We start from the raw sequence: 22,335 nt of genomic DNA, 5'->3' as shown, positions 1-22,335 counted from the left end.
CGTAATCAGCCTCTATTCAATGTGACTTAAATATGTAAAGCTCTATCATCAGTTGCTGCTAATGCCGCTTCTTTAATTGCTTCCGTAAATGTTGGGTGTGCGTGAGACATTCTAGAAACGTCTTCTGCACTTGCTCTGTATTCCATCGCTACAACTGCTTCCGCAATCATATCGGCAGCACGAGCGCCCACCATATGTACCCCTAAAATTTCATCTGTATTTTTATCGGCTAGCACTTTTACAAAACCATCTAAATCCATACTCGCTCTACTTCTACCTAAAGCACGCATTGGGAATTGTCCTGTTTTATATTCTATTTTTGCTTCTTTTAATTGCTCTTCGGTTTTACCAACCGATGCCGCTTCTGGCCACGTGTAAACTACACCTGGAATTAGGTTATAATCGATATGTGGTTTTTGTCCCGCTAACGTTTCAGCAACAAAAACACCTTCTTCTTCCGCTTTATGCGCTAACATTGCTCCTTTGATAACATCACCAATCGCATAAATATTAGAGGCGCTAGTTTGTAAATGTTCGTTTACATCTACTAACCCTCTATCTGTAAGTTTTACGCCAGCAGCTTCAGCATTTAAACCGTCTGTAAATGCACGACGACCAACAGAAACCAAGCAGTAATCTCCTTTAATTTCTACTTCTTCGCCTTTTTTATTATCGGCTTTTACAATAACTTCATCCCCTTTACGCTCTACAGATTTTACTTTGTGAGACGTATTGATTTTTAGCTTTTGCTTTTTGAAAATCTTATTTAATTCTTTAGAAACACCTTTGTCCATTGTTGGCACGATGCGATCCATATATTCTACAACCGTCACCTCAGAACCTAAACGTTTGTAAACTTGCCCCAACTCTAAACCAATAACTCCACCACCAATAACAATTAAATGTTTCGGGATTTCTTTAAGTTTTAAAGCCTCAGTTGATGTTATAATGCGCTCCTTATCTATAGAAATAAATGGTAACGACGCCGGTTTTGATCCTGTAGCAATAATGATGTTTTTTGCTTCAATCTCTATAGTTTCTTTTCCTTTTATAGTAATATGAGTAGCATCTTTAAAGCGACCTAAACCTTCATAAACATCGATGTTGTTCTTCTTCATTAAAAAATCGATACCACCAGTTGTTTGGTCTACAACCGATTGCTTGCGCGCAATCATTTTTTCTAAATTTACTTTAATTTCGCCAGGTATTTCGATACCGTGCTCTTCAAAATGTTTTACTGCATCTTCGTAATGATGAGAAGAATCTAGTAATGCTTTACTTGGAATACACCCCACGTTAAGACACGTACCGCCAAGTGTTGAATATTTTTCGATAATTGCAGTTTTCATTCCTAGTTGTGCGCAACGTATCGCCGCTACATATCCTCCAGGTCCTGAGCCGATAACGGCTACATCGTATTTACTCATAAAAGTATATTATTTTTTAAATTATTTCGCCTTCGCTGAAATAGTACTCTATTAAATTTAGACAAAAGTACAATTTTGTACGATGATTTGCCAATGACTTCTGATGAATTTTTAATTTGTTTTATCAACGGAAACACTACGGTTAAATAATGCTCCTATTTACTTACAGCTCTAATTATTTTTACTTAAAACAAGATACAAAGTATATATAAATTAGTGTTTATAAACTCTTTTTACACTGAAATTGCCGTTGTATATTTCACCTCATTAATCATAAACATACTGTGTGTACTCCCTATATGGTTAATAGTGGTTAGTTTTTCGACCATAAATTCTCTAAACGCCTCCATATCTTTTACAATTACTTTAAGTAAATAATCGTAATCACCACTAATATGAAAACACTCTAAAACTTCGTTTAAATTATTTATAGCATTTTCAAATTCTACAATATTATTTTGCGTGTGTTGCGTGAGTTTTATGTGGCAAAAAGCAACGAACGATTTATCGGCTTTTTCTTTAGCTAGTAACGCTACGTATTTATTAATTACGCCCTGATTCTCCAGTTTCTTAATCCGTTCGTAAACGGCCGTAACCGATAAATTTAATTTATTCGACAAAGCTTTATTGGTTTGCTTACTATCGTTTTGGAGTAAGCCTAAGAGTTTTTTATCTATAGTATCTAATGTCATTTTGAAAATTTTTCAGCGGAAGTGCTATTTATTCGGATTGAAATTAAAATTAAACTATAAAATTAACTTATTATAGATTATAAATCTAATTAATGAGTTATCTATTGATTTTCTATCTAATATTTATCACATTTGATGTAATTATAAAACAACATATTCACTATAAAATATAATAATTATGTCATTTAAACCCGCAAATAATATTCAGGACTTGCAATACTTTGGTGAGTTTGGAGGCGTCAATCCATCAATTTCTGACTCTTCAACCTATACTTTTTTATCGGCTAAAACAATGATGGATACTTTTGAAGGCAACACAGACGGTTGCCATTTATACTCACGCCACACAACACCTTCTAATTTATATTTAGGTGAAGCTTTAGCGGCAATGGAAGGTACAGAAACAGCAAACGTTACCGCTTCTGGAATGGGCGCCATTACTCCTGTTTTAATGCAATTATGTGGTGCAGGAGATCACATCGTATCTAGTCGTACTATTTATGGTGGAACGTATGCGTTCTTAAAAAACTTTGCCCCCCGTTTTAATATTAAAACCTCTTTTGTAGACATCACAAAATTAGACGTTGTGGAGGCTGCAATCACACCAAACACAAAAGTATTATATTGCGAATCGGTAAGCAATCCGTTATTAGAAGTCGCCGATATTAAAGGCCTAGCTGCTATTGCAAAAAAACACAACTTACAATTGATTGTAGATAATACGTTTTCGCCATTATCTATTTCGCCAACTCAGTTTGGCGCAGATATCGTAATACACAGTTTAACAAAATTTATAAACGGATCTAGTGATACTGTTGGTGGCGTTGTTTGCGGATCTCAAGAATTCATTAACGAATTAAGAAGTGTTAATGACGGAGCTTGTATGCTTTTAGGAGCGACTATGGATAGTTTACGCGCGGCTTCGGTTTTAAAAAACTTAAGAACGTTACACCTTAGAATACAACAGCACAGTAAAAACGCTATGTATTTAGCCGAAAAATTTGAAAACTTAGGTTTAAAAACAGTGTACCCGGGCTTAGAATCTCACCCCTCTCATAAAATATTTAAAGAGATGATTAACGAACAATACGGTTTTGGCGGAATGCTAACTGTGGATGTAGGATCGCTAGATAAAGCCAATGCACTAATGGAATTAATGCAAGATAAAAACTTAGGCTATTTAGCAGTAAGTTTAGGATTTTACAAAACGTTATTTAGCGCACCAGGAAGTTCTACATCTTCAGAAATTTCTGAAGAAGAACAAAAAGAAATGGGATTAAGCGATGGTTTAATTCGTTTCTCTATTGGATTAGATGCCGATATTGAACGGACTTACGACATAATGAAAACATGTATGAAAGAAATAAACGTGATTTAAATCGTTCGTTTTTAAAACCTACAGAAGAGATTAAAGCGTCTCTTTAACCTCTTCTAATTGAGCCAGCTGTTTAGTCTGGCTCAATTTATTTTCAGCCCCTACGCCTTTCATAGTTTTACTAATTTTACGAGAAGGATTCTTCTAATACTCTTTTAAAATATAAAATTGATAATAATAAAAGACACTTAACATCATCGGGCTTCTAATATAAACAGAGCGTTTTTAGCCAATCAACTCAAGTTAGGCAAAATGAAAAAACCAATTCCATTGCTGTTTTAGAGTGTTTAGCAGCGCGTTTTATTATCCTTTTTTTTTCTGGTCATCGCGAAGGAAATGGACTTGTAGAATATATTGATTATCCCGACACTATTCTTTTTAATAGAATTTTACTCTTCGTAATATATTGCATTAATTATCACACTAGCCAAGAGTGAATTATAATAAAAAGGTGACAGTTAGAGCAAAAAAATACTTAAAAAAAGCGTATAAACGCCGACTCTAAACTCTTTAACGCCTACTTCTCATTAATTGAATATCCTATTGGCAGCACTTCTTTTACTATTTAATATTCGTAATCAAAACAGACAATTATTGCAGTAATGTTAAAAACTAAAGTTTATCGGCTTCGATAGTTCTGTTTATTTGCATAACAACATCGAAAATCGTAACCTTACACTCCTAAAAACGAACTTTAATGCAAGACGATACTAATCTTTCCAATATAGAAATAGAAGACCAAACTATTATAGATAACAAAGAATTAAGTCTATTTGAAGCATTAATTCCAGTGGTAATACTTATGGGCTTACTCGCTTATAACATCTTTTTTGTAGACGGGCAAGAATGGTTTGGCACGTATACCAATCAGATTATATTATTATTAGGAGGCGCAGTTTCGGCGGTTGTTGGTTTATTTAATAAAGTCACCGTTTCATTAATGATACGAGAAATCTGGTCGAATCTAAAAAGTGTTCTCGTGCCGATACTCATTTTATTTTTAGTAGGCGCTTTGGCAGGAACGTGGTTGGTTAGTGGCGTTATTCCGGCGATGGTATATTACGGCTTAGAGGTTTTAAAACCCTCTATTTTTTTACCAGCTTCTGTTATTATTTGCGCGTTAATCTCTATTGCCACAGGAAGCTCTTGGACCACCTCTGCTACCGTAGGAATTGCATTAATAGGTATTGGTGGTGCTTTGGGTATTAATCCGGGTATGATTGCCGGAGCGGTAATTTCTGGAGGCTATTTTGGAGATAAGATGTCGCCACTAAGTGATACTACAAACCTTGCTCCAGCAATGGCAGGAACCGATTTGTTTACTCATATTAGATATATGGCACTAACAACGGTACCCACTTTTATTATTACTTTAATTGTTTTTAGTGTAATGAGTGCGACTATTGTAACCAAAGGAACAGCCGATGTTACGTCGCTTTTAGGAAGCATACAAAACACATTTAATATCACGCCTTTGTTATTTATAGTTCCAGTAGCCGTTATAGCACTGATACTTTTTAAAACAAAACCATTAGTAGCACTTACCGTAGGTGTTTTATTAGCGGCTGTATTTGCCTTTATTTTTCAACCTGGTATTTTAGATAGTTTGTCGTCATCAAAAACAGAAGCGATTGTAACCACTATCTTATCCGACGTACAGATTGTAACCGAAAACGATAAACTTAACGATTTATTCAGTTCTGGAGGAATGAGCGGAATGATTTGGACTATCCTTTTAATATGTTGTGCAATGGTATTTGGTGGTATTATGGATGGTATTGGCGCATTATCGCGAATTACCAAAGAACTATTAAAACTAGCGTCTAGTGTTTTTGGACTTTTTGCAAGCACTGTTGTAAGTTGTTTAGGACTAAACTTAATCGCTTCAGACCAGTATCTAGCCATCGTTATTCCTGGTAAAATGTTTAAAAAAGCCTATCAAGATAAAAACTTAGCGCCCGAGAATTTAAGTAGAACCTTAGAAGATTCTGGTACGGTAACTTCGGCATTAATCCCTTGGAATACTTGTGGAGCTTACCATAGTGGCGTTCTTGGTGTTGGTGTTGGCGAGTATTTTATATACGCCATATTTAATTGGCTGAGTCCGTTTACAACGCTTTTATTTGCCGCTTTCCACATAAAAATTAAGGAGCTCACTTCTAAATAAGATAAATTTATCGTTTTATTAAAACGCTATAACTTAAATCTATTACGCAATAAGTATTAAGAATTTCATTTCTTGTTTAAAACGCCTTTTCTAACCTATCTTTGTAATAGATAAAATTATTAACAATTAAATATATATAATATGGCATTTGTAGGAAAAAAATTCCCAAACTTAAACGTAGACGCAATGAACGAAATGGGCGACACTTTTAAAGTGAACGTTCTTGAAGAAGCAATTAATAACAAGAAAAAAGTTTTACTTTTTTGGTACCCTAAAGATTTCACATTTGTTTGCCCAACAGAATTACACGCTTTTCAAGAAGCATTAGGTGAATTTGAAAAACGTAACACAATCGTTATCGGGGCTTCATGCGATACTCCCGAAGTTCATTTTGCTTGGTTAAACTCACCTAAAGACAATGGTGGTATTGAAGGTGTAACTTATCCTATTTTAGCAGATACTAATAGAAATTTAGCTTCTACTTTGGGTATTTTAGATATTACTAACGAAGAGTACGATGAAGAAACAGGAAATGTAATTCTAGAAGGTGACAATGTTACGTATAGAGCAACTTACATTATCGATGAGGAAGGAACGGTTGTTCACGAAGGCATTAACCATATGCCATTAGGTAGAAACGTAAACGAATTTTTACGTTTAATAGATGCCTATACGCACGTACAAAAAAATGGTGAAGTTTGTCCAGCAAACTGGGAAGAAGGAAAAGAAGGAATGCAGGCTAATAGAGAAGGTACTGCTGCTTATTTAGCTTCTCACTAAACTCATTTTAAAACCACACGATTGTGTACCAATCGTGTGGTTTAATTTAAACTCTAAAAATTATGATACAAGAATTAGATCAAGATAATTTAAAAGAAGTTGTAAGTAATAACAATACCGTTATTGTACAGTATTCTGCGACTTGGTGCGGTAACTGCCGTATTATGAAGCCTAAATTTAAAAAATTAGCTTCAGAAAATGAAAATGTAACTTTTGTTATTGTGGATTCTGAAAAATTCCCGGAGTCTCGTAAAATGGCAACTGTTGATAATTTACCAACGTTCGCCGTATTTAAAGATGGTGAATTTTTAAATCAAGTTCAAACTAATAAGTTTGATGTTTTAAAGGAATTAGTTAACCCAGTATTATAACTTAGAAAGAAATGAAATTACCTGTAATAAAACATTTAACACAGTTTATAGCCGAAAATGACGAAGATTATGTTGTAGAAACTATAGAAACACTTGAAGCCTTAACAGAAGTCCCTTCGTTAAAAGAAGAAGAATTAGATGTTATAGGGGAATTAATTTCTAATATGTACGGCGCTATCGAAGTCCATAAAATGGTTAAAGAGGGAACCCCTCAAAAAGAAGCATTAAATACCTTTATGAAGCGTGTTCTAGGTTCTATAGACAAATAAGCACTTCATTTTTAGGCCTAAAAAAACCACCTCATTACAAGGTGGTTTTTCTCTTTTTCATAGATGTTTTAATAAGTAGCACCAATCGTACTTACGATTTTGGCAATAAAACGGTATCGATAACGTGTATTACTCCGTTAGATTGGTTTACATCGGCGATTGTTACCTTTGCCGAATTACCATTTGCGTCTGTAATATAGACATCCTTTCCTTTTAACCAAGCAGTAATCAAACCACCACTTACGGTTTTAATTTCAGCTTTACCTTTTCCTTTTTTTATCATTTTTACAACGTCTGCAGCATTCCATTTCCCTGCAACGACGTGGTACTTTAAAATAGTTTGCAACATCATTTTGTTTTCTGGCATTAATAACGTCTCTACCGTACCTTCTGGTAATTTATTAAACGCTGCATTTGTTGGCGCAAAGACAGTAAAAGGACCAGTACTAGATAATACCTCCACCAACTCCGCGGCTTTTACAGCTGCAACCAGTGTTGTGTGGTCTTTAGAATTTACTGCATTTTCTACAATGTTTTTTGATGGATACATTTCAGCTCCACCAACCATTTTTGTTGATTCTTTCATCATACCTTGAGCAAAAATGCTTTGAGATGAAACGAATAATACAGCAACTAAGGCTATTTTAAATACATTTGAAGTTTTCATAGTTTAAAGTTTAAGTTTATTAATTGTTTTTATGTTTCAGGCATATTAACGAAAGCCCTTTGGCTACGGTTTTTAAAAACTCAGGTTTTAACTTTTTATTAACAGATATAAAAAACACAATCACTGCTAAACTCTTGTTTAAACTGGGTTCTTCATTCTAAAAAAAAACAGTGCTTTATTCTTAAAACTATTTTAATAGTCTTAAATTTATACTTTAACCCTAAAACATATTATTTTGAGTACAATAAAATTAAAAGGCAACCCAATAGAAACTTCTGGATCTCTTCCTAACGTTGGAGATAAAGCACCAAATTTCACATTAACGACTCCCGAAATGGGCTCTAAAACACTTGCCGACTATAAAGGAAGTCGAGTGATTTTAAATATCTTTCCAAGTATTGATACAGGTACTTGCGCACAGTCGGTTCGCTCATTTAACACGGAAGCTTCAGAAATAGAAAACACTAAAGTGCTCTGTATTTCTAAAGATTTACCTTTTGCACAAGCACGTTTCTGTGGTGCCGAAGGAATAAAAAATGTCGAAATGCTTTCGGCTTTTAAAAGTAACACCTTCGGAAAAGATTATGGATTAAATATGACTTCAGGTCCATTGGAAACGCTATTATCGCGCTGTGTAATTGTATTAGACGAAAACGGTGTGGTTACGTATACCGAACAAGTATCAGATATTGTAGACGAACCAAATTACAAAGCCTCTTTAAGCGCTATATTAAATAAATAAAACACTTTAAAACACAGGTCATTTAAAGAATTAAGACGCTTGCTAATGTTATTTTTTATAACTTTCAAGCGTCTTATATAGTATAATCTTATGGGTGAAAAAGATTCTTTTTTTATAAATAGAGTTAAAAGTGTGCGTTTTGCTTTTAAGGGCGCTTTTTTATTACTCACTACCGAAGCCAGTATAAAAGTGCAGTTTGGGATCGGTGTTTTAGTAACGATTGCCGGATTTTACTTTAAAATAAGTACCACCGAATGGATTATACAAACACTAGTAATTGCAACTATCATGGCGTTAGAAGGCGTTAATACTGCTATTGAAGCCATCGCCGACTTTATACACCCAGAACACCATCCTAAAATTGGTTTAATTAAAGATTTAGCCGCAGGCGCTGTATTTATTTTTGCTGTCGCAGCAGTAATTGCAGGCTGTATTATTTACATTCCTAAACTATTAGCATTAACCTAACCCTATATAAATAACAAAAACACTTAAAAAGCTCCAAATCAATTCATAAAAAAGCAATTTTAAAATGTAATTCTCCGTTAGGATAAACCCTAGTAATTTGTATTTTTGTTGCACACTAAAAACCTATAATGGCGAAGAAAAAACCTAAAGCAAAAAAAGCAAAAGAACCAAGAGTAAGGAAACCTCTATTTGTTTTAAACAATCAGCAAAAGCTAATCTTTGGTAGTTTTTTGGTGCTTTTAGGCATCCTTTTATTTATCGCTTTTTTGTCTTTTTTATTTACTGGAAAAGCAGACCAAAGTATTCTTAGCGAATTGCCTTCGCGAGCGGTAGAAACCGAAAACTGGGCAAGTCAAGCTGGTGCGTGGTTAAGCGACTTTTTTATTCAGCGTGGGTTCGGACTTTCGGCCTTTATATTTGCCGGATTAGTCTTTTTATCGGGTGTTTTTACCTTATTAGATTTAAAAAAAGCACAATTAATTCAGCATTGGTTTTGGGGCACATTAATAGCGCTTTGGATGTCAACTTTGTTCGGGTTTGCAGGTCATAAAAACGATATTTTAAGCGGTACTATTGGGTTTGAGCTCAATACCTTCATTCAAGATTTTATTGGTATAATTGGGACTGTATTATTATTATTATTTGGGTTAATCACCTATTTAGCAATACGTTTTAAAGTGACGCCAGAACGTATCAGTAACGCGTTTAAAAAAGCTAAAAAAGAAATTAAATCTGATTTTAAAGACGCTAAAAATGATGTGGTGCCGGTAGATAATAATTTAAGTGCTGAAGCCGAAGATATGAAATCATCTTTCGATTTAGAGAGTGAAGATTTAGAGCCTACATTACAAAAGGCTCCAGAAGTTGAAGCGGAAGAACCAAAAGCTGTACCACCCCAAGAACCGTCAGTTGAAACCGCTTTAGAAATTGAAATCCCGAAGGAGGAAGAGGTTGACGAGGAAGAGGAATTAGAAATGGAAGTTGGTGAAATTGTTGAAGAACAATCGGAAACCGATAATTTGTCAGATAAATTAGTAGCAGACTTTGGATTATTCGATCCAACGTTAGAATTAGGAAACTTTAAATTTCCGCCTTTAGATTTATTAAAAAAATATAACATTGAAGGCATAAAAATTGACCAAGCCGAACTTGAAGACAAGAAAAACCGAATTGTAGAAACTTTAAACAACTACAAAATTGGTATTCAGTCTATAAAAGCAACAATTGGGCCTACAGTAACGCTTTACGAAATTGTACCAGATGCTGGCGTGCGTATTTCTAAAATTAAAAACTTAGAAGACGATATCGCCTTATCTCTTGCCGCTTTAGGGATTCGTATTATTGCTCCTATTCCTGGAAAAGGAACGATTGGTATAGAGGTACCCAATAGAAATTCGACTATTGTTTCTATGCGCTCGGTTATAGCATCGCAAAAGTTTCAGAAATCGGAAATGGAATTACCTATCGCCTTAGGAAAAACCATTAGCAACGAAACCTTTGTTGTCGATTTAGCTAAAATGCCTCACTTATTAATGGCAGGTGCAACAGGTCAAGGTAAATCGGTTGGGTTAAATGCGGTACTTACCTCATTATTATACAAAAAACACCCTGCAGAGGTTAAGTTTGTGTTAGTCGACCCTAAAAAGGTAGAATTAACGCTCTTTAATAAGATAGAACGACATTATTTAGCGAAACTTCCCGACAGCGCCGAAGCGATTATTACCGATAACACCAAGGTAATAAACACCTTAAACTCGCTGTGTATTGAAATGGACAATCGTTATGAAATGCTTAAAAATGCCTTTTGTAGAAATATTGCCGAGTATAACGTAAAATTTAAAGCGCGTAAATTAAACCCTAACGACGGCCATGCTTACTTACCATATATCGTTTTAGTGGTCGATGAGTTTGCCGATTTAATTATGACGGCTGGAAAAGAAGTAGAAACCCCAATTGCGCGTTTAGCACAATTAGCACGTGCTATTGGTATTCACTTAATCGTTGCAACTCAACGTCCGTCGGTAAATGTAATTACCGGTATTATTAAAGCCAATTTCCCGGCGAGAATAGCCTTTAGAGTAACTAGTAAAATAGATTCTAGAACTATTTTAGACAGCTCTGGAGCCGACCAACTTATTGGCCGTGGAGATATGTTATATACGCAAGGAAACGATTTAATACGTATACAATGTGCCTTTGTAGACACCCCCGAAGTGGAAAGAATTACCGATTTTATAGGATCGCAAAAAGCGTATCCCGATGCTTATTTACTTCCAGAGTATGTAGGTGAAGAAGGTGGCACAAATCTTGATATAGATATCGCGGAAAGAGACAAACTCTTTAGAGAAGCCGCAGAAATTTTAGTTATCGCACAACAAGGTTCGGCATCGTTATTACAACGTAAATTAAAATTGGGTTATAACCGTGCTGGTCGTATTATCGATCAATTAGAAGCCGCAGGAATTGTTGGTGGCTTTGAAGGTAGTAAAGCGCGACAGGTATTAGTAACCGATTTAGCTTCTTTAGATTCCCTATTAGAAAACGAAGGTCAATAAATTAAACGAAACGATTTTAAAATGAAAAAATTAGTATTACTCTTATTGCTTATCAGTTCATCAGTTTTTAGTCAGAACGCTAACGATGCCAAAGCACTTTTAAGCGAAGTGTCGCAAAAAGTAAAAAGCTACGATAATATTGCTATCGATTTTAAATATGCTTTAAACAATTCGGCCGAAAACATTCAGCAAGAAACACGCGGAGATGTTACTATGTTAGGTGAGAAATACAAATTGAATATTTTGGGCATTACAAGAATATTCGATGGTAAAACATTATATACGATTAGCCCTGAAGATGAAGAAGTTACTATTTCTTCAGAAAACGCACAAGGTGAAGGTAGCATTACCCCTAGCAAAATGTTATCGTTTTACGAGGATGGTTTCAGCTACAAAATGGATATCATTCAGAATGTAAAAGGGCGAAAAATTCAATATGTAAAACTAATTCCTATCGATTCAAACTCAGAGATAAAATTTATTCTTTTGGGTATCGATGTCCAAACCAAACATATCTATAATTTAATAGAAACAGGTAAAAACAGTACGAGCACAACACTCACTGTTAATTCTTTTAAAACAAACGAGCCTATTTCGAAAACCTTGTTTACTTTTGACAAAAGTAAGTATAGTGACTACTATATTAATAACTTAGACTAGGCTACCCTTGAAAATACTAGATAGATATATATTAAGCTCTTATCTAAAAACTTTTATCAGCGTGTTTGTTATACTCATGCTGATTTTTGTATTACAAGCCATCTGGCTATACATTAAGGAGTTGGCAGGAAAAGATCTTGATTTAATTACGGTTGCCAAATTTTTATTTTACATCACCCCTACTCTAATTCCGCTTATTTTACCTTTAACCATTTTATTATCTTCTATAATGGTCTTTGGAAATTTTGCCGAAAACTATGAGTTTGCCGCAATGAAATCTACCGGAATATCGCTACAACGCGCAATGTCTGGTTTAAGTGTTTTTATTGTTGGACTCGCCATAACCACTTTCTTTTTTAGTAATAACGTAATTCCTTGGGCGGAGTATAACAGTTACAATTTACGTAAAAACATTGCTAAGGTTAAACCCGCTATGGCTATAGCCGAAGGGCAGTTTAATCAAATTGGAGACAATTTTAATATTAAAGTTTCAAAGAAAACTGGTGATCGTGGACAATATTTAGAACAGGTTGTTATTCACCAATCTGAAGTTAATAAAATTGGAAATTATACTACTATTATTGCGAAAAACGGAGAATTAGTTAGCGAAATAGATTCCAATGTTCTTAAATTGATTTTATTTGATGGGTATTATTATAATGATACGCCACCAAAAGATATTCAAGAACGAAGAAAAGAGCCTTTTCTAAAAAGTGAGTTCGAAAAATACACGATGAATATTGATTTATCGAAATTGAATGAAGTCGATCTCGATGATAAAGCATACGACGATAAGTACACTATGCTTAACATTAGGGATTTATCGAAAACTACAGATTCCTTAGCTCAAGCCAGACAAACCACCTATACGGATTTTTCTACAACCTTATACAAACGCACAAATATTGAAACCCTAAATCTTACCGTAGACACCACAAAAGATTTGGAATTTACTGGAGATGTCCTAGATTTATTCAGTGCAAAACGCCAAGTTCAACTTATTGAATACGCTATAAACTCAATAAGCAGTACCACTAATATTATCACTTCTAAAAAAGCCGACTTAAAAGCTAAGACCACTACATTAAATAAACATATTATTGCCTTTCACGAAAAATTTGCCTTAGCATTCGCTTGTGTTATTCTGTTTTTTGTTGGCGCACCTTTAGGCGCATTAATTAGAAAAGGAGGTTTAGGTTTACCTATGATAATAGCCATTGTACTCTTTTTAAGTTATCATTTTATAGGTATTTTCGCCAAAAACAGCGCAAAAGACAGTAGCTTTAGTCCGGTGATAGCCACTTGGTTTTCTACTTTAATTATGTTGCCCTTAAGTATTTATTTAACGCGAAGAGCAACTGCCGACCGTGGTTTATTTGAATTTGATCATATTACCCAACCTATAAAAAAATGGTTTCAAAAGAAGTTCCCAAACAACAAATTAAATAAAGCTGAAGAGGAAACAGAAACTCTCGACGGTTTGAAAGTTACTCGTACTGATATAACACCAGTTGCTATTTCAGACAAAAACAGAGCGATTGCGAGCAGTACGCTCTTAAATTATAGAGTAGTTTCAAGAATAGCACTGGCGGCGTACAGCATTGCCATTGTTCTTTTTATCTCATTTTTTATATTAAAAAATAATAAACTACCTCAAATTGCGATCTCAGCACTGTATTTAAGCGCTATTTCGGCGGTGGTTTACGCGATTCATTTCTTAAAAGCATATATTAGTTACCGCGCTTACACCACGACTTTACACTTTAATAGACATAAAAAATCACCTGCTATATTACTTATCGGATTTATATTATTTCCCATCATTTATTTCAATAGACGCAGAAAATTCAAATTAGATATTGCTTAAAACATACCGATTAGCACTATCTTTATAACATTAAAACGGCATTGTAATGACAACAACAGAAGCTAAAACACAATTTAAATTAAATACCATTCAAGAAGCGATTAACGACATAAAGACCGGTAAGGTTATTATTGTTGTCGATGATGAAGACAGAGAAAATGAAGGTGATTTTATTGCTGCTGCCGAGTTAGTAACTCCAGAAATGATAAACTTTATGGCGACTCACGGACGGGGCTTAATTTGTGCACCGCTTACCGAGCACCACTGTAAAGATTTAGGTTTACATATGATGGTTACGAATAATACCGATCCTATGGAAACAGCATTTACCGTTTCGGTAGATTTAAAAGGGCAAGGGGTTACCACAGGAATTTCGGCCGGAGATCGAGCGCTAACAGTAAAGGCTTTAGTAGACCCAAAGACAAAACCATTCGATTTAGCACGACCAGGACATATTTTTCCTTTAGTAGCAAAAGAAGGTGGTGTATTACGTCGTACCGGACATACCGAAGCGGCAATAGATTTTGCACGTTTAGCGGGACTAAATCCTGCAGGTGTTATAGTTGAAATAATGAATGAAGACGGAACGATGGCGCGTTTACCGCAGCTTTTTGAGGTCGCGAAAAAGTTCGATTTAAAAATTGTTTCTATTGAAGATTTAGTGGCGTATAGAATGGATCACGATTCTTTAATTGATAAAAAAGAAGATTTTAATTTAGAAACGCGCTTCGGAACATTCCGATTAAGAGCCTACCAACAAACAACTAATAATCAAGTGCATATTGCGTTAACCAAGGGAGAGTGGACGACCAATGAACCTGTGTTAACCCGCGTGAATTCCACATTAGTAAATAATGACATCTTAGGAACGCTGACTAATAATGCCGACCAAAAGCTTGACGGTATGTTTAAAGTGATAAACGACGCTGGTAAAGGCGCTATTTTATTTATAAACCAAGAAGCACAGTCCCTAAACTTACTGAAGCGTTTAAATGTGTTGAAAGAAACGCAACAAGAAAAGACTTTGGTAAAAGCTCCTGCAATAAAAATGGATGCAAAAGATTTTGGTATTGGAGCACAGATTTTACACGATTTGAATATTCATAAATTGCAATTAATTTCTAACTCACAACAAACAAAACGGGTAGGGATGATTGGTTATGGTTTAGAAATCTTAGAATACGTGAATTACTAGTTAGTTTGAAAGGAGAAAGAAGAGAGAGAAAATATAGAAACAAGACGCCAGATTTTGTTTGAAATATAAATACAAAAAAGCGCAAATCAACTTTAGTTAATTTGCGCTTTTTTTTGCCTATTAGTTAAATTAATTAGAACCTTTTAAACAGACGCTTTAATAGCATCCAACATTAATTGTGCTCTACGATTTACATCTTCTTGCGACCACGATAACTTAATTAAACACGAAATGTTTCTTGCGATATAGTGATTAGACTGTTCGAAGGTTTTGGTTTCTAAATATTTCAATCCGTTTTTGACTTCCGCAGAAATGGGATATAACGATTTTATATTTTTAAGATGACTCCATTCTCTTATGTAATGCCAATTGTTATCATAATAATGGAAACAACCATCTACACCACTTTCTTTTAATGCTTTCGACGCTTTTCTAGCACTCTCTAAATCTGGTAAAAAGAAGTTTAAAAAGGCATAGCTTTCCTCCCCTCCTTCCGGAACTGTTCTAAAGGTTACTTCTGGTATTTCAGCTAAAGCTTCACGTAATACTGTAAAATTATTTTTTTGTACCTCTAAAAACTCTGGTAAACGTTTTATTTGAGCCAAGCCCACCGCCGCGTGCAATTCTGAAATCCTGAAATTATAACCTAAATGCGGATGTGTTTCGGCACCTCTATCGCTTCCTATATGATCGTGACCGTGGTCGCTATACTGATCGGAATGTGAATAATAAGCGTCATTATTTGTAATGACCGCGCCACCTTCGCCACTCGTAATCGTTTTTACAAAATCGAAAGAAAAACAGCCCAAATCTCCAATACTTCCTAAAGGTTTGTTGTTAAATGTTCCTCCAATAGCTTGGCAAGCATCCTCAATTAGTAAGAGATTATTCGCTTTACAGATGGCTTCAAGTTCATTCATTCGCCCCATACTTCCGCACATCTGCACAACCATAACGGCCTTTGTTTTTGGTGTAATGGCCGCTTCAACAGCTTTCGGGTCTATAGCTAAGGTATCGTCTATATCTACCAAAACAGGAACTGCCCCAAGCATCATTATCGCTTCAAAACTCGCTACGAACGTAAACGTGGGCATAATCACCTCATCTCCCGCTCCAACACCAGCCGACGCCAAAGCAACGGTTACTGCTGCCGTACCACTAGATACCAGTTGAGCGTGTTGTGTTTTGAACGTGCGTTCTAATTCACGTTCCAGTTCTTTGGCTTTCCAATGTCCGTTTCGCATTCCATCAAAACCATAGCGCATTAATACACCGTTATCTAATACATCTTGCACTTGCTTGCGTTCTTGTTCTCCAAAGCGTTCAAATCCTGGCATTTTTCTTCTTTTAAGGTGAACTCAAAATTAATTGAAATTCGTTAATAAAAAAAACCGCCCATCAATAAGTTTGTAGCGGTTTTTTAAAAATATTTTTTATGATAAAAAGTTTTACTTCTACAATTCAATAATTACATCGGAGAGTGGTTTTCTAACTTTTTTAAAATCGGCAAACATATCGTCTTCGGCTCTATAACCAATAGGCATAATTAACACTGATTTTAATTTCTTTGATTTTAATTTTAATACTTCATCAAATTTGTCGCTAATAAACCCTTCCATCGGACTAGCATCAATTTTTCGAAGTGCACAAACAGTTAATAAGTTACCCATTGCCAAATAGGCTTGTTTTACAGCCCAGGCTTCAATATCTTTTTTAGATTTTTTATTAAAATCTTCAATCAAAAACTGTTTAAATGGATTGGTAATCGCCTCTGGCGTGTTTCGGACAGCCTTGAGTCTCTTAAAATAATTTTCTATATATTTAGTATCGATAATTGTTTCAATACAAAACACTAATACATGAGAAGCTTGTTCTACTTGCGGCTGATTGAATGTATGCGCGACCAATTCCTTTTGCAGTGTTTTATTACTAAGGATAACTAATTTAATAGGCTGTAAGCCGTAAGAAGTCGCGGTTAAATTAAACGCCTCTTTTAATTGTTGTATATCCTGAGCGGAAAGCTGTTTATTCTTATCGAATTTTTTCGTGGCATAACGCCAATTTAACTGCTTTATTATTTCCATTACTCTTTAATTTAGTCTGCAAAAGTACTATTTGATTATTTTAAAAGATAATGTTTTTAGAAAAATAATCGATAACTAACTTATTAATAAGGAGATAATGATTAAAAATAAAATAAAATAAAAAAAGGCGTAGATTTATTTGAAATATACTAAAAAGGATTCTATATTTGCACCCGCAATCAGGGCATACTTGATGAGACACTTGGAGAATTGGCAGAGTGGTCGAATGCGGCAGTCTTGAAAACTGTTGAGGGTCACACCTCCGGGGGTTCGAATCCCTCATTCTCCGCTAGGAATAGCATAAATTCCAACAAAACCCTATAAACACTATGTTTATAGGGTTTTTGCTTTTCTACATATTTCAAAATATAACATATAATAGCATCCCATAGGTTACCTATTCGGTTACCTAATTGAAATTTACCAACAGGTAACCGAATTAGACATAAACACCTGTTAATAAAACCATTACAGTCAAATTTTTAATTTAAATTTTGTATATTTAGTTAGATTTAGTACTTATAATATAGGTAACCGATGACTTCTACGTACAGCATTCTTTTTTTACTACATAAAACAAAAGCCACTCCAGATGGAAAGGCACCTATTTACGCACGTATCACAGTAAATGGAAAAAGATCACTTATTAGTATCCAGCGCAAAATATTAATCGAAAAATGGGATAGTACTAATGGTAAAGTTTTAGGGAATTCCGCAGAAGCGCGCGCCATCAATAAGTATATTGACGACGTTAGATATAAGCTAAACAAAATCCACGAACGTCTTTTAGATCTTGAAAGGCCATTCACTGCAATGGCTATTAAAAATCGATATATCGGAAAAGATCAGCCGACTAAAATGCTGTTGGTAATATTCCAAGCACATAATAACGAAGTAGATAGCTTAATAGGTAAAGACTTTGCTCCTGGTACTGCAGAACGCTATCGCACAACCAAAAATCATATTCAAGAATATATCCTAAAGGAATATATGATTGATGACATTCCAGTTAAAAATGTGGACCATAAATTTTAGTATTGGTTTTATACTCATATAACTAAGTTGGGTGCAATGCAAAAAAAACTAACCTGAAAAACAATTAATAATTATGAAAAATAAATTACTTTTTAGTCTAATTCTATTTTTATTTACTACTCTAATTTATTCTCAGAATGTTACAAGAAAATATAATGATTTGATGGAAAGATATGAGTTTTATAATTCAAGTCGTCAAATAGTAGGTTATGCAAAATACAATTCATTACAAGAGAGATGGGAATATTATAATTCAAATAATCAACTAACTGGTTACGATAAATATAATTCACTAACTGGCGAAACACAACAAGTAGATTTGAATCAAAATAATTCTATCGAAAGTTCAGGCCAATATATTGTACACGATTATGGCGAACCACAATCGACATTTGATAGTAATTTAGCGATGTTAGCTCTATCTTATAAACAAAATCAATATGACAGACTTCAAAAAATATACGGTAATCTTACACTAAAACAAAAAAGACAAGTTGACGAATATATTCAAAATTATAATAGAAAAAGATTTGAAAATTATGTTTTAATAGGTAAAAAGCGTGAAGTTGAACTTTATAAAAATACAATCGGATTTCAATATGGTTTCGATAAAGATTATGCTGTTATTTATCAGATACGCACAAAAGAAAAGGCACGTTTAGAATTTGAATTAGGTTATAAAAATGAAGAACCCTATAAAACGTATAAATTTAATGCAATTTATCAATGGATTGAAAATTTACTTGGTCATACGAATTATTATGTTGGCTTGGGAGTAGGTTTAAAAAAAGTCGATGGAGAGAAACCTATAACCTACTATGAGGATATAAACGGGACATATGGTTCAGCTATTTTAAGTTTAGGTTTGGAATATAATTTCAATTTTCCCTTAATAATCTTTGTAAATTATCAACCTGAATTTACAGTCATTCCTGATTTTGATGTAAATGGAGGTTTTAATATTGGTGTTAGATATGGCTTTTAATAGATATAACAGCGTCGAATACAAATAACACTATCAAATAGAAAGCACTTCGCCCAACACCGTATAAAAATAATTACGGTTTAGTGCTTGCTTACGAAAATTCTTCCGAATTTTCTATTTGGTTTTTATTTGCTAAATTAGTTATTTATACACGCCACTAATCATATACGTACGTGTCATAGATCACTAGTCTAAAACACGTTATAGTTCTCCTCTCTTTCTATATAAAGATATTGTGGGCAATTTGAACAAAATTTCGGTCTAGAACAAAATTTTTTTCTAAAAAACAATTCTCATTTCCAATAACTTACAAAAAAAACTTAAAAAACATCAATAGAATGCGGAAAACCGTAAGGTAAATCGTTGACAGATATATTACTTTGTAAAATTTGAAAGAAATCCAATTTATGAAATTTTTGCTTTTTACTTCTTTATTTTTTTCTTCATTTATTTTAACAGCTCAAAACTATATTAGGGAAGGAAAAGGAGATTATAACAATGTTTTATATACTTGGGATGGAAAATATTTAAGACAGGGAAAAGGAAATTATGAAACTGTTTTATACACATCGACCGAAAAATATATTCTTCAAGGAAAAGGGGATTACAACACAGTTTTGGCGACTTGGGACGGAAAATATTTAAGACAAGGAAAAGGAGACTATAACAATGTACTTTACACTTGGGACGGAAAATATTTGAGACAAGGAAAAGGAGATTATGAAACTGTATTATATACAATAGACGGTAAATATATACGTCAAGGAAAAGGAAAATTCAACACAGTTTTATATACAATTTCGGGAGAAATCCCAATAGAGATATTAATTTTTACAATTTTATAAATTACTATAAAGAAATTGGGAATAAGCCGAAAAGCCAATGAAAATCTGAAGTAGGCAAAAAATTAAACTAATTAAAATGAAAATTAATTTTACTAATGTTGCATTCTTTCTTTTTGCATCAATGTCAATTCTATCGTGTAAGAAAACAGTTGAAGTTATTCCCGAAAAATCAATTTCGGCTACGGATATTTCGATTATTGGACCAGGTAAAGAATATATCAAAGTTTTGGATGGGGATTACAAATTAAAAGTAGAGAATGACAAAATTTACATTCCATTCAAATTTGAACTTATAAAAAAGTATGATGGTAATAATCCTCAAATGGGTAATTTAGGTTTAAGTCCTTTAGATGCTTCAAATGTTGCTGTTAGAGATGTTGGATATTCTTTCTCACCTGCCACTATGAGCGATTGGAGTAAAGTGGAGGATTTATTAGCAAGTGATGTTGGTGCAACTACAACTATAAGCTTTGAATGGGATTATTTTTCGGATAGAGAAAAAATGGCAAAAATTATGAAGGAAACAAATAATTTTGAAATTACTAATACCGAAATAAAAGATGATTTAGTTAGAACCAACGAAGAACTCATAAGGGAGTCCAACCGTAATGATGAAGTCGAGGAAGAACCTAAAGAGGAAGTCGCTTCAACATCAGAAAGTAATGACAAAATTGACGAAGCTTTAGACAGTTATGAAGAATATATTGACTCATACACTAAGTTTTTAAAGAAAGCCCAAAAAGGAGATAATTCTGCAATGGCTGAATATCCAGCAATGATGCAAAAAGCAACTGATATGCAACAAAAAATGGATGATATGAAAAACGAATTTTCAGCAAAACAAATGTCTCGATTAATGAAAATCGTCAATAAAATGAATACGGCAGCAATGGAAATGCAGTAACATAATCCTTTTAAGATAAATAGTATCAGATATAACACCAATAGAAAGATTAAAAGTGAAACCAAGAAATTACGATTACCTGAATATTTGAACTATCCTGCGTGGTTTTCTATACAGTTAAAGTCATATTTGTTTTGATTGCTTATTGGAAAATATTTGATTTTTTATTAGATAAATTTTTAAAATAGTACTACCTACAACATTGACTATAAGTAATTGCTCGTTCTCACCTACTGCTAAAAATCCAAGAGGTTTTTCAGTTTGGTACGTAAATGCAAGGTTAATCGCTAAACTACCCAACTACTCATAGCCGAGACCAAATCTTAAACATTTAAAACTAAATAATATGAAAAAAACGAACCTATTTTACATTTTAATTACAACTATATTATGTGTAAGCTGCTCATCTGATGACGATTCAAGTAACACTAATGCTGACTCAATTAATCCCCCTAACTGGATTCATGGTACTTGGAGTGGTTCCACCAACACCCAAAGTGGTTTTAAATTCACACCAGATGATTTTATTACAATTGTTATAAACACAGAGACTTCATGGAAAGAGCAAATAAAATTCACAAATAATGCTGATGTAAACACAAATGTTAATGAAACAATAAATGAAAATGAGTATAAAATTGATATTACAGTGAGAAGCAATACAATAAGTTATTATTTTGAAAAAAAATCTGATAATATTATAGAGCTAACTAATGACCCCTTAGGTGAACTTTCAGAATCACTTCTTATAAAGCAATAATTATTAGGTTTTGAGAAGTTTTAAAAAGCACGTTGTAATTAATTATTATTTATAGAAATTATTATAATTATAGGTGTTTTTATTAAAATGCTAACTTAAGCCGTTTACAATTATTTTTTATTTCAGGCCTACCTACAAAAATCACACCCGTAAGATCCCTGCGCCCGGATCTTACGGGTTTTCTATTCGGTTTTTATTTACCAGTACAGATGCTTACACATGCGCAAAATGTCATCAGCACCCTCACCTAAACCGAATTAGAAGAGCGCTACGGTAACCGTCTGCGATCCCGTATGTGTTCTTTGTTTAATCTAGTTAGTTTTAATGCTAATAGTAGAGATAAACGACAATAACTTTAAACAGACGTCCAACACCACATTCACATAAAAGTGTCTATCTCGAAAAATCTACCCCACATTTACGAATTTTTACAATAATTTAGAATAAGTAAGTTCTATATTGTGAGCGCTATTAATAAAACGTGTTA

At 33.9% G+C, this 22,335-nt stretch carries 21 protein-coding genes, 1 tRNA gene and 1 pseudogene; 18 read left to right on the top strand and 5 right to left on the bottom strand.

Going from position 1 to position 22,335, the window contains the following annotated elements; genetic code table 11:
- Positions 1–26: 26 nt before the first annotated feature.
- The gene (lpdA, locus tag ES676_RS09870; RefSeq protein ID WP_148370161.1) at positions 27–1,427 is read right to left on the bottom strand and encodes a dihydrolipoyl dehydrogenase; all 1,401 of its coding nucleotides are present in this window, start codon (positions 1,425–1,427) and stop codon (positions 27–29) included.
- Positions 1,428–1,660: 233 nt separating this feature from the next.
- Complete coding sequence (locus ES676_RS09865) at positions 1,661–2,119, bottom strand: Lrp/AsnC family transcriptional regulator (protein ID WP_148370160.1); 459 nt, start codon at positions 2,117–2,119, stop codon at positions 1,661–1,663.
- 178 nt (positions 2,120–2,297) lie between these two features.
- Here ES676_RS09865 and ES676_RS09860 point away from each other — a divergent pair, with 178 nt between their 5' ends.
- The 5 genes from ES676_RS09860 to ES676_RS09840 all read left to right on the top strand — a co-directional run bounded on the left by ES676_RS09860 (position 2,298) and on the right by ES676_RS09840 (position 7,081).
- Positions 2,298–3,497: an aminotransferase class I/II-fold pyridoxal phosphate-dependent enzyme gene (locus tag ES676_RS09860; protein WP_148370159.1), complete on the top strand. Its 1,200-nt coding sequence runs from the start codon at positions 2,298–2,300 to the stop codon at positions 3,495–3,497.
- Positions 3,498–4,191: 694 nt separating this feature from the next.
- The gene (gene nhaC / locus ES676_RS09855; RefSeq protein WP_148370158.1) at positions 4,192–5,661 is read left to right on the top strand and encodes a Na+/H+ antiporter NhaC; all 1,470 of its coding nucleotides are present in this window, start codon (positions 4,192–4,194) and stop codon (positions 5,659–5,661) included.
- A 141-nt stretch (positions 5,662–5,802) separates the two neighbouring features.
- On the top strand, positions 5,803–6,441 hold the full coding sequence (locus ES676_RS09850) for a peroxiredoxin (protein ID WP_148370157.1): 639 nt from the start codon (positions 5,803–5,805) through the stop codon (positions 6,439–6,441).
- A gap of 62 nt (positions 6,442–6,503) precedes the next feature.
- A complete protein-coding gene (locus tag ES676_RS09845) occupies positions 6,504–6,812 on the top strand; it encodes a thioredoxin family protein (protein ID WP_148370156.1) in 309 nt (102 codons plus the stop codon).
- A gap of 11 nt (positions 6,813–6,823) precedes the next feature.
- On the top strand, positions 6,824–7,081 hold the full coding sequence (locus ES676_RS09840; RefSeq protein ID WP_148370155.1) for a DUF6952 family protein: 258 nt from the start codon (positions 6,824–6,826) through the stop codon (positions 7,079–7,081).
- A 91-nt stretch (positions 7,082–7,172) separates the two neighbouring features.
- On the opposite strand, the gene ES676_RS09835 is transcribed toward ES676_RS09840, so the two are convergent.
- Positions 7,173–7,748, bottom strand: a complete 576-nt coding sequence (locus ES676_RS09835) for a fasciclin domain-containing protein (protein WP_148370154.1) — start codon at positions 7,746–7,748, stop codon at positions 7,173–7,175.
- A 235-nt stretch (positions 7,749–7,983) separates the two neighbouring features.
- Between ES676_RS09835 and tpx the strand changes: the two genes are divergently transcribed.
- The 6 genes from tpx (at position 7,984) to ribB (ending at position 15,235) form a co-directional block, all read left to right on the top strand.
- Entirely contained in the window at positions 7,984–8,490 is a 507-nt protein-coding gene (gene tpx, locus ES676_RS09830) for a thiol peroxidase (RefSeq protein WP_148370153.1), read from the top strand.
- Between the two features lie 90 nt (positions 8,491–8,580).
- Positions 8,581–8,958, top strand: coding sequence for a diacylglycerol kinase family protein (locus tag ES676_RS09825; RefSeq protein WP_148370152.1), 378 nt, complete (start codon positions 8,581–8,583; stop codon positions 8,956–8,958).
- Between the two features lie 128 nt (positions 8,959–9,086).
- Positions 9,087–11,513 (top strand): DNA translocase FtsK, encoded by a 2,427-nt coding sequence (locus ES676_RS09820; RefSeq protein ID WP_148370151.1) that lies wholly within the window; start codon positions 9,087–9,089, stop codon positions 11,511–11,513.
- 21 nt (positions 11,514–11,534) lie between these two features.
- Entirely contained in the window at positions 11,535–12,173 is a 639-nt protein-coding gene (locus ES676_RS09815) for a LolA family protein (RefSeq protein WP_148370150.1), read from the top strand.
- Positions 12,174–12,249: 76 nt separating this feature from the next.
- Complete coding sequence (locus tag ES676_RS09810; protein ID WP_246130345.1) at positions 12,250–14,040, top strand: LptF/LptG family permease; 1,791 nt, start codon at positions 12,250–12,252, stop codon at positions 14,038–14,040.
- 46 nt (positions 14,041–14,086) lie between these two features.
- A complete protein-coding gene (gene ribB / locus ES676_RS09805) occupies positions 14,087–15,235 on the top strand; it encodes a 3,4-dihydroxy-2-butanone-4-phosphate synthase (RefSeq protein WP_148370148.1) in 1,149 nt (382 codons plus the stop codon).
- A 143-nt stretch (positions 15,236–15,378) separates the two neighbouring features.
- On the opposite strand, the gene ES676_RS09800 is transcribed toward ribB, so the two are convergent.
- Both ES676_RS09800 and ES676_RS09795 read right to left on the bottom strand, forming a co-directional pair.
- Positions 15,379–16,572, bottom strand: a complete 1,194-nt coding sequence (locus ES676_RS09800; RefSeq protein WP_148370147.1) for a DegT/DnrJ/EryC1/StrS family aminotransferase — start codon at positions 16,570–16,572, stop codon at positions 15,379–15,381.
- A 117-nt stretch (positions 16,573–16,689) separates the two neighbouring features.
- Positions 16,690–17,319 (bottom strand): NAD(P)H-dependent oxidoreductase, encoded by a 630-nt coding sequence (locus ES676_RS09795; RefSeq protein ID WP_148370146.1) that lies wholly within the window; start codon positions 17,317–17,319, stop codon positions 16,690–16,692.
- A 204-nt stretch (positions 17,320–17,523) separates the two neighbouring features.
- Between ES676_RS09795 and ES676_RS09790 the strand changes: the two genes are divergently transcribed.
- From ES676_RS09790 to ES676_RS15095, 7 genes and pseudogenes are all read left to right on the top strand, one after another.
- Positions 17,524–17,608 (top strand) — tRNA-Ser (locus tag ES676_RS09790).
- 248 nt (positions 17,609–17,856) lie between these two features.
- Positions 17,857–18,354, top strand: a complete 498-nt coding sequence (locus ES676_RS09785) for an Arm DNA-binding domain-containing protein (RefSeq protein WP_148370145.1) — start codon at positions 17,857–17,859, stop codon at positions 18,352–18,354.
- Positions 18,355–18,427: 73 nt separating this feature from the next.
- Positions 18,428–19,339 carry a hypothetical protein gene (locus ES676_RS09780; RefSeq protein ID WP_148370144.1) on the top strand — a complete coding sequence of 304 codons (912 nt, stop codon included), beginning with the start codon at positions 18,428–18,430 and terminating at the stop codon, positions 19,337–19,339.
- Positions 19,340–19,746: 407 nt separating this feature from the next.
- The gene (locus tag ES676_RS09775) at positions 19,747–20,184 is read left to right on the top strand and encodes a hypothetical protein (RefSeq protein ID WP_148370143.1); all 438 of its coding nucleotides are present in this window, start codon (positions 19,747–19,749) and stop codon (positions 20,182–20,184) included.
- Positions 20,185–20,305: 121 nt separating this feature from the next.
- Positions 20,306–21,088 (top strand): DUF6591 domain-containing protein, encoded by a 783-nt coding sequence (locus ES676_RS09770; protein ID WP_148370142.1) that lies wholly within the window; start codon positions 20,306–20,308, stop codon positions 21,086–21,088.
- A gap of 346 nt (positions 21,089–21,434) precedes the next feature.
- A complete protein-coding gene (locus ES676_RS09765; RefSeq protein ID WP_148370141.1) occupies positions 21,435–21,848 on the top strand; it encodes a hypothetical protein in 414 nt (137 codons plus the stop codon).
- Positions 21,849–22,102: 254 nt separating this feature from the next.
- A pseudogene (locus ES676_RS15095) lies at positions 22,103–22,201 on the top strand (ATPase); the annotation flags it as partial.
- Between the last annotated feature and the right edge of the window lie 134 nt (positions 22,202–22,335).

Source organism: Bizionia saleffrena, assembly GCF_008086175.1.
GTDB lineage: Bacteria > Bacteroidota > Bacteroidia > Flavobacteriales > Flavobacteriaceae > Bizionia > Bizionia saleffrena.
The sequence above is the reverse complement of the archived record's forward strand: the minus strand, read 5'-3'. Positions and strand labels throughout refer to the sequence as shown.

What these genes read in the sequence shown, in the direction of transcription:
- lpdA (WP_148370161.1), bottom strand. Translation starts at nt 1,427, where the DNA reads ATGAGTAAATACGATGTAGCCGTTATCGGCTCAGGACCTGGAGGATAT.
- ES676_RS09865 (WP_148370160.1), bottom strand. Translation starts at nt 2,119, where the DNA reads ATGACATTAGATACTATAGATAAAAAACTCTTAGGCTTACTCCAAAAC.
- ES676_RS09860 (WP_148370159.1), top strand. Translation starts at nt 2,298, where the DNA reads ATGTCATTTAAACCCGCAAATAATATTCAGGACTTGCAATACTTTGGT.
- nhaC (WP_148370158.1), top strand. Translation starts at nt 4,192, where the DNA reads ATGCAAGACGATACTAATCTTTCCAATATAGAAATAGAAGACCAAACT.
- ES676_RS09850 (WP_148370157.1), top strand. Translation starts at nt 5,803, where the DNA reads ATGGCATTTGTAGGAAAAAAATTCCCAAACTTAAACGTAGACGCAATG.
- ES676_RS09845 (WP_148370156.1), top strand. Translation starts at nt 6,504, where the DNA reads ATGATACAAGAATTAGATCAAGATAATTTAAAAGAAGTTGTAAGTAAT.
- ES676_RS09840 (WP_148370155.1), top strand. Translation starts at nt 6,824, where the DNA reads ATGAAATTACCTGTAATAAAACATTTAACACAGTTTATAGCCGAAAAT.
- ES676_RS09835 (WP_148370154.1), bottom strand. Translation starts at nt 7,748, where the DNA reads ATGAAAACTTCAAATGTATTTAAAATAGCCTTAGTTGCTGTATTATTC.
- ES676_RS09825 (WP_148370152.1), top strand. Translation starts at nt 8,581, where the DNA reads ATGGGTGAAAAAGATTCTTTTTTTATAAATAGAGTTAAAAGTGTGCGT.
- ES676_RS09820 (WP_148370151.1), top strand. Translation starts at nt 9,087, where the DNA reads ATGGCGAAGAAAAAACCTAAAGCAAAAAAAGCAAAAGAACCAAGAGTA.
- ES676_RS09815 (WP_148370150.1), top strand. Translation starts at nt 11,535, where the DNA reads ATGAAAAAATTAGTATTACTCTTATTGCTTATCAGTTCATCAGTTTTT.
- ES676_RS09810 (WP_246130345.1), top strand. Translation starts at nt 12,250, where the DNA reads ATGCTGATTTTTGTATTACAAGCCATCTGGCTATACATTAAGGAGTTG.
- ribB (WP_148370148.1), top strand. Translation starts at nt 14,087, where the DNA reads ATGACAACAACAGAAGCTAAAACACAATTTAAATTAAATACCATTCAA.
- ES676_RS09800 (WP_148370147.1), bottom strand. Translation starts at nt 16,572, where the DNA reads ATGCCAGGATTTGAACGCTTTGGAGAACAAGAACGCAAGCAAGTGCAA.
- ES676_RS09795 (WP_148370146.1), bottom strand. Translation starts at nt 17,319, where the DNA reads ATGGAAATAATAAAGCAGTTAAATTGGCGTTATGCCACGAAAAAATTC.
- ES676_RS09785 (WP_148370145.1), top strand. Translation starts at nt 17,857, where the DNA reads ATGACTTCTACGTACAGCATTCTTTTTTTACTACATAAAACAAAAGCC.
- ES676_RS09780 (WP_148370144.1), top strand. Translation starts at nt 18,428, where the DNA reads ATGAAAAATAAATTACTTTTTAGTCTAATTCTATTTTTATTTACTACT.
- ES676_RS09775 (WP_148370143.1), top strand. Translation starts at nt 19,747, where the DNA reads ATGAAATTTTTGCTTTTTACTTCTTTATTTTTTTCTTCATTTATTTTA.
- ES676_RS09770 (WP_148370142.1), top strand. Translation starts at nt 20,306, where the DNA reads ATGTCAATTCTATCGTGTAAGAAAACAGTTGAAGTTATTCCCGAAAAA.
- ES676_RS09765 (WP_148370141.1), top strand. Translation starts at nt 21,435, where the DNA reads ATGAAAAAAACGAACCTATTTTACATTTTAATTACAACTATATTATGT.